Below are 7,934 nucleotides of genomic sequence, written 5' to 3'. Positions count from 1 at the left end.
TGCATGGGTACATCCTGCTTGCCTCCATGCAGTGCTTGTACTCCCTGCAGTCTTTGCATGTAGCTGGGCGGTCACGCGTCCTGTGTTTTCTCATGGGCTTTTTCCTCCTCAATACCTATATGCCTGTAAAATTTACGGCGATATATTACGAATCTATCCAGCTTCTTTCCTGTCTTTTTTTTAGGGATCACTTCTCCGAAGTTCCATATGCCCTGCCTTATGTGCTCCCTTACAGACTGTTGGCTACAGCCTAAAATCTGGGCTACGGCAGAAATACTTATGGTTTCCTTCTGCACAATTTCACACCTCCTTCTGGTAATTTCTTCCTTTTTAATGTAAGTCCGTTTTATAGGACATACGTTATGCTACAATGTACTTGTCCCGCTATTCGAGGAAGTATTCAATAGTTACGCCGAAGTAATCTGCAAGGATTTTGAGTTTATCAGCCTTAGGGGAACTTATTCCTCTTTTCCAATCTGATAAAACAGACTGTGCAATACCAGTATCTTTTGATACTTGGTATGCCGTTTTGTTGCATTTTGCCAATAATTCAGAAAATTTTTTGTACACTTTTACACCACCTTTCCATATGTATAATATTGTAATTACTACGGAAATATGATATACTTCGTTTACCAGACAAAGTAATATATATTTCCGTAGCATCCAAGTACTACGTTTTTACTTGGTATGCTCATACTATACTACGTTATAACGGAGTAGTCAACAACTATTTCGTTTTTACTTAGTATTCGTCTTAAATTTGTGAAAGGTGGACAAAAAATGTATGAGATTTTTAGCAAATTACTACACATTTACGGAGTAACAGCGTATAAAGTGAGCAAAGAAACCGGAGTATCGCAATCTACATTGAGTGACTGGAAATTGGGAAAGATTACTCCTAAATCAGATACATTAAAAAAATTAGCAGATTATTTTGGCGTAACAATAGATTACCTTATGACCGGAAAGGAGGATGAGAAAAAAGAAACGCATACACTCACCAAGCGAGATGAAAAAGAGATTAATAATATTCTCTCTAATACCGAACAGTTATTGCAACAAGAAGGACTAATGTTTGACGGAGATCCAGCAAGTCCAGAAGCTATTGAATCAATCTTATCCGCAATGAAAATAGGAATGGAAATGGCGAAACAAAAAAATAAGGAGAAGTACACTCCTAAAAAGTACCGAAAAAAGGAATGATTTTATGGATATACCTAATATCGTAAGAACTATAGTTGAAAAATGCGAGACAAGAAATCCATTCAGAATAATAGAGCAACTTGGTGTAATCCTGATATATTATCCACTAGAGGGAGTTAATGGATTTTATCAATATTTCCAACGTAATAGCATTATCTACATAGATGAGCGCCTATCCGAACACGAAGCATTATTTGTATGTGCACATGAACTGGGGCATATGTTAATGCACAAAAAATCAAATGCCGTGTTTTTGGATTCACGTTCGCATCTTAATACATGCAAATATGAGATGGAGGCTAATCGGTTCGCCGTGAACCTTTTAATTTCTGACAGAGACTTAAGAGAGTACTTAGATTATACGACCGATCAGTTATCTAGTCTTTTTGGCTGTAGTAAAAAAATGATAGAATTAAGAATGAAAGACTTTGTTTGATGTTATACCGGAAAGATTAACAATATGTGGTGTTATAATGGTACAGAAAAAAGGAGATTTTTATGAAAAAGAAACTATTTGAGTATGCATTGACTTTGATTTTATCATCGACATTATTAGTTGGATGTGGAAATAATAACAACTTAAGTTTCGGAAAACCATATTCTATAAAAGCCAAGGGGGCTAGTGCTGACATTACAATAAATGGCGCTACAAGAACAACATTACTTGAAGAGTTTAACGGGGATACTGATAATGATATTGTTTATATTGATTGCACTATCAAATTAACAGACTCCGGTGACAACTATTATCTATCAACTTACGACTTTGAAGGAAATATACGAGTTAAAGACGAAAACGGAATAGTGCTCGACTTTTTTGAATTTGCACTTCCAGGTGAAGACGTAACTGTTGTCGATTTAGAAGAAAATAAGAACATTGATTGTTCATTTCCTGTTGTCGTACCTATGGAAACCAAGCGTATTGTAGTTGATATATTAAATGATGATAATTACAGCAATGAAATAACATTAAAAATTGAATAATCGAACTAAGTATAGTCACATTTAAATAACATAAGAACACGTTGTTATGCCCAAGAGCTTAACATAACTCAAATGTCAAAAAGACACTATAAAAAAGGGGGAAATTTTATGAAATGCACGAACTGCGGAACAGAATTTGAGGGAAAGTTTTGCACAAACTGTGGAAAGCCCGTTAATGAAACTGTCCTAGACTCAAATTCAAAGTCACAAAATGAAACTAAAACTGAAAGTACATCTAATGTATCTAAATCGACAGAAGGATCAACATCAAAAGCATTTATCCTTCCAGAACCGGAACTACAGCCGCAAAAAAAGAAAAAGCCTGTCCGTTTAATGATTGAAATTATTGGGTGTATTTTGCTAATTATCTTAGCGGTTTCGTTATCGGGTAAAGTACCGGAAAAAGATTATAATAGTCTCAAAAATGACTATGATACGCTTTCTAAAGCAAACGAAAAGGCTGAAAACGAATTGAAAAAACTAAGACAAATGGAAACAGAGTATAATGAGTATAAAAAACGTATGGAACCTTACGAAGATCTGCAAACAAAAGAAGCAGAAGCCAGAAAAATTGAGGCTGAAAAAGTAGCTGCTGAAAAAAAAGCCGCAGAAGAAAAAGCTGCTGCTGAAGCTGCCGCTGCTAAAGCTGCAGAAGAAGCAAGAGGATACGAAACAGGTATCACATATGATCAGTTAGCAAGAACCCCTGATAATTTTACTGGTCAGAAGGTAAAATTCTACGGAAAAGTTATTCAAGTAATGGAAGATGGTAGCGATATTCAAATTCGATTAGCTGTAGACGATAATTATGACACAATTTTGTATGGTCAATATTCATCATCAATAGTAACTTCGAGAATACTTGAGGATGATTACATAACTATTTATGGAACATCTGTTGGTACAATATCATACACATCCACATTAGGTGGAACTATTACTATACCTGGAGTATATATTGATAAAATAGACCAATAAAATATAAAAACCGCCCCTGCTACCAACAGGAACGGCTTAATGTACATCCGAAGATATACAAGTGTTATGAACAAATACATTGTATCATCTTTGGGGCAGCCATGCAATCGGAACATATTTTCGATGGCTGTTATTTTTATACTCATTTTTAAGAAAGGATGATGATACATGCCAAGAAGAGCAAAGCACCCAAAACTACCAAACGGATATGGCAGCATAAAATATCTCGGTCCAGGCCGTATAAACTGCTACGCTGTACATCCTCCAACCACGGAATTTACTCTTGATGGAGTCCCTAAAACACCCAAGGCTCTCTGTTATGTGGATGATTGGTACAAGGGATTCACTGTATTGACCTGGTATAAGCGCGGTGAGTATTATCCGGGACGAGAGGCAGAACTGCAGGATGATAGTAATAACCTCCAAATGCAGGTACAAAAGATTCTGTCTCAGTACAATCAAAATACAAAGGCAGCCAAATCACTTAAAACCTTTTCGGAAGTCTTTATGGACTACTATAAGGAGAAATTCAAACAGGATTATGGACATATGGGCAAAAAGGTCAGCATGGAGAGAAGTATGTGCGCTGCATATAAAAATGCATCCTCTCTTCATGACAAAACTTTTACGCAGCTTACGCAAAAGGACCTTCAAGATGTAATAGATTCCTGCACATTAAAACGATCATCTATAGAACTTATTTTGGTACTCTTTAGACAGATGTATGTATACGCGGAGGCTAATGACATAGCAGAGAAGAATTATGCCAAATTTGTACGAATAAATAAGGAGGAAGATGACGAACATGGAATTCCATTTACATATAACGAACTTAAAAAGCTTTGGAAAAATAAAGATAATGAGATAGTCGAAATGATACTGATCATGTGCTATTCCGGTTTTAGAGTTACGGCATACAAATCGCTAAAAATAGACTTGGAACAGAAGTTCTTTCAAGGCGGCATAAAAAACGAGAGCAGTAAAGGCAGAATCGTCCCGATACACTCTGGTATATATGACCTCGTGAAACGCCGTTTAATGCGAAACAACGGTTCTTTGATAGAATTCCCAGATAAATTCAGAAACTCAATGTATGAGACGCTGAATACTCTAGGGATAGAAAAACATACTCCTCATGACTGCCGCCATACATTTTCCAAACTTTGTGAGGATTATGAGGTGGCGGAAAATGATCGAAAACGTATGCTCGGTCATAGTTTTGGAAATGATATTACAAATAAGGTCTATGGACACAGAGATCTTGAAAAGCTAAGAGAGGAAATTGAAAAGATAAAGATTTGTTACTAACTTGTTACTAACCGTCTGATTTTATTTGATTTTTATGAGTGTTATTTGCGACTCTTTTATAAGCAACAAATGCAGTAAAATCAAGGCTTTTCGGAATTCTCGCCCCGATTTTACTGCATACTTATTTTCTTACAAATTTTAACCAGCAGTTAAAAAGCCGAAATTCCGCAGATATTTTCTCCTGCGAAATTCCGGCTTCTATGATTTTTTCATTCGATTTTTTATTCATCAAATGTTATTTCAATCTGATAAAGTGAATTTTCTCTCATAAATTCTTCCAGCTCGTTTCCTTCGGCAACGCGCTTCTGCAGCTGTATATACTTCTCTTCATCCGGTTCACGGAAATAGTAAACGGTTATTTTAGATACGTTATGGTCTTTCACCGGTATCATACCCAGCTTATCCATCATATACTTTCCATCCGCATCTAATACGAATCTGATATCTCCTTCCTTTGTTGCATCAACTTCGTTTAGTATAATCTCATATGGCGTCTTCGTTACCGATACAATCCCTTGTCCTGTTGGCGCAAAATCATCAATCTCTTTTGTAATCGTTTGTTCTGTATCCATCGTCACTTTTGCCGATAATTCCCAGCCGGCATCTGAGAATGTCTCAATTTTGCCAGTTTCATTACCAACTTCTATTCGATTGACATGCATATCCCATTGAAACGAATCTGGTATTTCTACGGCAGAAAGATCTCCTATATTAAAATTAATTCGAAATGCGCCTGCAAATGTATGATCATCCAGAAATTCTCCGACCACCCACATATATTCATACCCTTGGGTTACCTCATCTTCCATAAAATCGAATTTATGACTGACATCCATGAATATCTGTTGTTTCATTTCTCCCTGGTCTTCATATCCTTCCTGTGCATATTTGGGGAATGCCTCGTTCGATTCAACCAGTACGGACACATTCAACGCCTCTGTATTACAGTACAATTCCGATAAAGTCACCTTAATGCCCTCTGCCTCACTGACATTTGTTCCCTTCACCGGCTGGGCATCTTTACTGTAATTCCCGGAATACTGCTGTTTATCCTGTACCTTATCAAACAGACGTCCGATGAGTGGGATCTGGCTTGCCATAACTGGATTGGAGATGCAGATTCCGGCTCCCGCTGCCAATAGTATCGCTGCTGCAGTACAGACAGACAGCAGTTTCATTTTCCGTTTCTTCTTATATAATACGTGAACCTGATCCAGATTCTGATTTATCACATTATTTAGTTCCTTTTCCGGTACTTCGATTCTGTCAAATATGGTCAGCATACATATAATCCTCCTTTAAATATTTTTTTAATAAATCCCGTGCACGGCTTAAATACGCCTTTATCGTTCCCTCTGGTACTTCCAGCACAAATGCGATCTCATGCACGGACATTTGGCTGAAATATTTCAAGATTATAACTGTTCGGTACTTCTCGGGAAGCTGCTCTATCGCATCATGAAGATCATACTGTTCCTCCAGGGACACTCCTCTATTCCTTTCGGAAATCTGTACCTCATTTATATCACTATAATATACGATTTTTTTCTGCGCATCATTGGCCGCATTTATCAGAATTCTTGTGATCCATGTTTTAAAATGCTCTGCATTCCTCAGTGATTTTATATTCTGATATCCCTTGAGCACTGTTGTACCGACCACATCCAGCGCATCTTCCTGGTTCTTCATAGACAGGAATGCCATTTTATATAGATACGTCTGGTATTCTAAAATCAGCTGCCCATAAGCCTCCGCATTTCCCCGTATTGCCTTTTTCACCAGCCTTTGGTGCTTTTCATCCTTATTCATCTGTCTGTTTTGTTCCTTTCCGGTAAAATAAGATTTTTGATACTCTGTATCACCGCGGCAGCAGTTTTTTTCCAAAAGGTCCAGCGCTTGAAATTCCCCTTTTAGACTCTGCTTTTTATTTTACACCTATTAGACCCTGGAGCCTTAGATTTGGTTACAATATTTTATCAAATTATTTTTATGCATAACCATTGTATATTTTTGGTCTCAACATGCATATTTAATTAAAACTTACATAAAAAATGAATTTTTTTACATTTTCTATTGCATAATTATAAAAAATGGTGTATAGTATGTGTTAGCTCGTTGAACAATAACAGTTCAATAGGAATGTCTTATTTCGAGCAGCGCTCGATGAGATAGATATATTATAATACAAGTGAAATGCATTAGGAGGCAAATAAAATGAGTAAAGAAAAAGTTATTTTAGCGTATTCAGGCGGACTTGATACCACCGCGATCATCCCTTGGTTAAAGGAAAATTTTGATTATGAAGTTATCTGCTGCTGCATCGACTGCGGACAGGGTGAAGAGTTGGACGGATTAGAAGAAAGAGCTAAATTATCAGGTGCTTCTAAATTATACATAGAGAATATTATTGATGAATTCTGTGACGATGTTATCGTTCCATGTGTTCAGGCAAGCGCTGTTTACGAAAACAAATACTTACTTGGAACTTCCATGGCACGCCCGATCATCGCCAAAAAGCTGGTTGAGATCGCCCGCAAGGAAGGCGCTACCGCAATCTGCCACGGCGCTACTGGGAAAGGAAACGACCAGATCCGTTTTGAACTGGGGATCAAAGCACTCGCTCCCGACATCAAGATCATTGCTCCATGGCGTATGACTGATGTATGGACCATGCAGTCCCGTGAGGATGAGATCGAATACTGCCATCAGCATGGAATCGATCTTCCGTTTGATGCAAAGCACAGCTACAGCCGTGACCGTAACCTGTGGCACATCAGCCATGAAGGTCTGGAACTGGAAGATCCGGCAAATGAGCCAAACTACGACGACCTGTTAGTACTGGGTGTAACTCCTGAAAAAGCACCGGATGAAGGCGAATATGTAACGATGACATTCGAGGCAGGTGTACCGAAGAGCCTGAACGGAAAAGAAATGAAGGTTTCTGAGATTATTACTGAGTTAAATGCACTGGGCGGAAAACATGGGATCGGTATCGTAGACATCGTAGAGAACCGTGTCGTAGGTATGAAATCCCGCGGTGTTTATGAGACTCCTGGCGGAACGATCCTGATGGAAGCACACGATCAGCTGGAAGAGCTTGTTCTTGACCGTGCAACATACGAAGTAAAGAAAGATATGGGCAACAAGCTTGCACAGATCGTATATGAAGGAAAATGGTTCACACCACTTCGCGAGGCAGTACAGGCATTCATCGAAGTGACACAGAAGTATGTGACCGGAGAAGTGAAGTTCAAGCTTTACAAAGGCAATATCATCAAAGCCGGAACCACCTCACCATACTCACTCTACAGCGAGTCGCTGGCAAGCTTTACAACAGGCGAGCTGTATGACCACCATGATGCAGAAGGATTCATTAACCTGTTTGGACTGCCGCTTAAGGTGCGCGCTATGAAGATGCAGGAGCATGATCAGCAATAAGCCTCAAAACTAAATAACAT

10 protein-coding genes are annotated in these 7,934 nt (G+C 38.3%); 6 read left to right on the top strand and 4 right to left on the bottom strand.

Annotated features, from left to right (window positions below):
• Positions 1 to 71: 71 nt before the first annotated feature.
• Both AC4OGX_RS16005 and AC4OGX_RS16000 read right to left on the bottom strand, forming a co-directional pair.
• The gene (locus AC4OGX_RS16005; protein WP_493331615.1) at positions 72 to 296 is read right to left on the bottom strand and encodes a hypothetical protein; all 225 of its coding nucleotides are present in this window, start codon (positions 294 to 296) and stop codon (positions 72 to 74) included.
• 88 nt (positions 297 to 384) lie between these two features.
• Positions 385 to 570, bottom strand: a complete 186-nt coding sequence (locus AC4OGX_RS16000) for a helix-turn-helix domain-containing protein (protein WP_493331614.1) — start codon at positions 568 to 570, stop codon at positions 385 to 387.
• Between the two features lie 213 nt (positions 571 to 783).
• Here AC4OGX_RS16000 and AC4OGX_RS15995 point away from each other — a divergent pair, with 213 nt between their 5' ends.
• The 5 genes from AC4OGX_RS15995 (at position 784) to AC4OGX_RS15975 (ending at position 4,476) form a co-directional block, all read left to right on the top strand.
• Entirely contained in the window at positions 784 to 1,206 is a 423-nt protein-coding gene (locus AC4OGX_RS15995; RefSeq protein WP_287845784.1) for a helix-turn-helix domain-containing protein, read from the top strand.
• A gap of 4 nt (positions 1,207 to 1,210) precedes the next feature.
• Positions 1,211 to 1,642, top strand: coding sequence for an ImmA/IrrE family metallo-endopeptidase (locus AC4OGX_RS15990; protein ID WP_493331613.1), 432 nt, complete (start codon positions 1,211 to 1,213; stop codon positions 1,640 to 1,642).
• A gap of 62 nt (positions 1,643 to 1,704) precedes the next feature.
• On the top strand, positions 1,705 to 2,190 hold the full coding sequence (locus AC4OGX_RS15985) for a hypothetical protein (protein ID WP_287845790.1): 486 nt from the start codon (positions 1,705 to 1,707) through the stop codon (positions 2,188 to 2,190).
• A 108-nt stretch (positions 2,191 to 2,298) separates the two neighbouring features.
• A complete protein-coding gene (locus tag AC4OGX_RS15980) occupies positions 2,299 to 3,168 on the top strand; it encodes a hypothetical protein (protein ID WP_493331612.1) in 870 nt (289 codons plus the stop codon).
• Between the two features lie 168 nt (positions 3,169 to 3,336).
• Positions 3,337 to 4,476: a tyrosine-type recombinase/integrase gene (locus tag AC4OGX_RS15975; RefSeq protein ID WP_287845796.1), complete on the top strand. Its 1,140-nt coding sequence runs from the start codon at positions 3,337 to 3,339 to the stop codon at positions 4,474 to 4,476.
• Between the two features lie 221 nt (positions 4,477 to 4,697).
• Here AC4OGX_RS15975 and AC4OGX_RS15970 read toward each other — a convergent pair whose 3' ends face one another.
• Both AC4OGX_RS15970 and AC4OGX_RS15965 read right to left on the bottom strand, forming a co-directional pair.
• On the bottom strand, positions 4,698 to 5,759 hold the full coding sequence (locus AC4OGX_RS15970) for a DUF4179 domain-containing protein (protein ID WP_493331610.1): 1,062 nt from the start codon (positions 5,757 to 5,759) through the stop codon (positions 4,698 to 4,700).
• Positions 5,743 to 6,360 carry a sigma-70 family RNA polymerase sigma factor gene (locus tag AC4OGX_RS15965; RefSeq protein WP_493331609.1) on the bottom strand — a complete coding sequence of 206 codons (618 nt, stop codon included), beginning with the start codon at positions 6,358 to 6,360 and terminating at the stop codon, positions 5,743 to 5,745. The genes AC4OGX_RS15970 and AC4OGX_RS15965 overlap by 17 nt, the downstream gene beginning before the upstream one ends.
• A 330-nt stretch (positions 6,361 to 6,690) precedes the next feature.
• On the opposite strand from AC4OGX_RS15965, the gene AC4OGX_RS15960 reads away from it, so the two are divergent.
• Complete coding sequence (locus AC4OGX_RS15960) at positions 6,691 to 7,914, top strand: argininosuccinate synthase (RefSeq protein WP_493331608.1); 1,224 nt, start codon at positions 6,691 to 6,693, stop codon at positions 7,912 to 7,914.
• Positions 7,915 to 7,934: the final 20 nt, after the last annotated feature.

It is taken from the genome of Faecalicatena sp., from assembly GCF_058819085.1.
This window is presented reverse-complemented; position numbering and strand designations above follow the sequence as displayed.

Coding starts and splice junctions, on each gene's coding strand:
- AC4OGX_RS15960 (WP_493331608.1), top strand. CDS start 6,691: ATGAGTAAAGAAAAAGTTATTTTAGCGTATTCAGGCGGACTTGATACC.
- AC4OGX_RS15985 (WP_287845790.1), top strand. CDS start 1,705: ATGAAAAAGAAACTATTTGAGTATGCATTGACTTTGATTTTATCATCG.
- AC4OGX_RS15990 (WP_493331613.1), top strand. CDS start 1,211: ATGGATATACCTAATATCGTAAGAACTATAGTTGAAAAATGCGAGACA.
- AC4OGX_RS15980 (WP_493331612.1), top strand. CDS start 2,299: ATGAAATGCACGAACTGCGGAACAGAATTTGAGGGAAAGTTTTGCACA.
- AC4OGX_RS15975 (WP_287845796.1), top strand. CDS start 3,337: ATGCCAAGAAGAGCAAAGCACCCAAAACTACCAAACGGATATGGCAGC.
- AC4OGX_RS15995 (WP_287845784.1), top strand. CDS start 784: ATGTATGAGATTTTTAGCAAATTACTACACATTTACGGAGTAACAGCG.
- AC4OGX_RS15970 (WP_493331610.1), bottom strand. CDS start 5,759: ATGCTGACCATATTTGACAGAATCGAAGTACCGGAAAAGGAACTAAAT.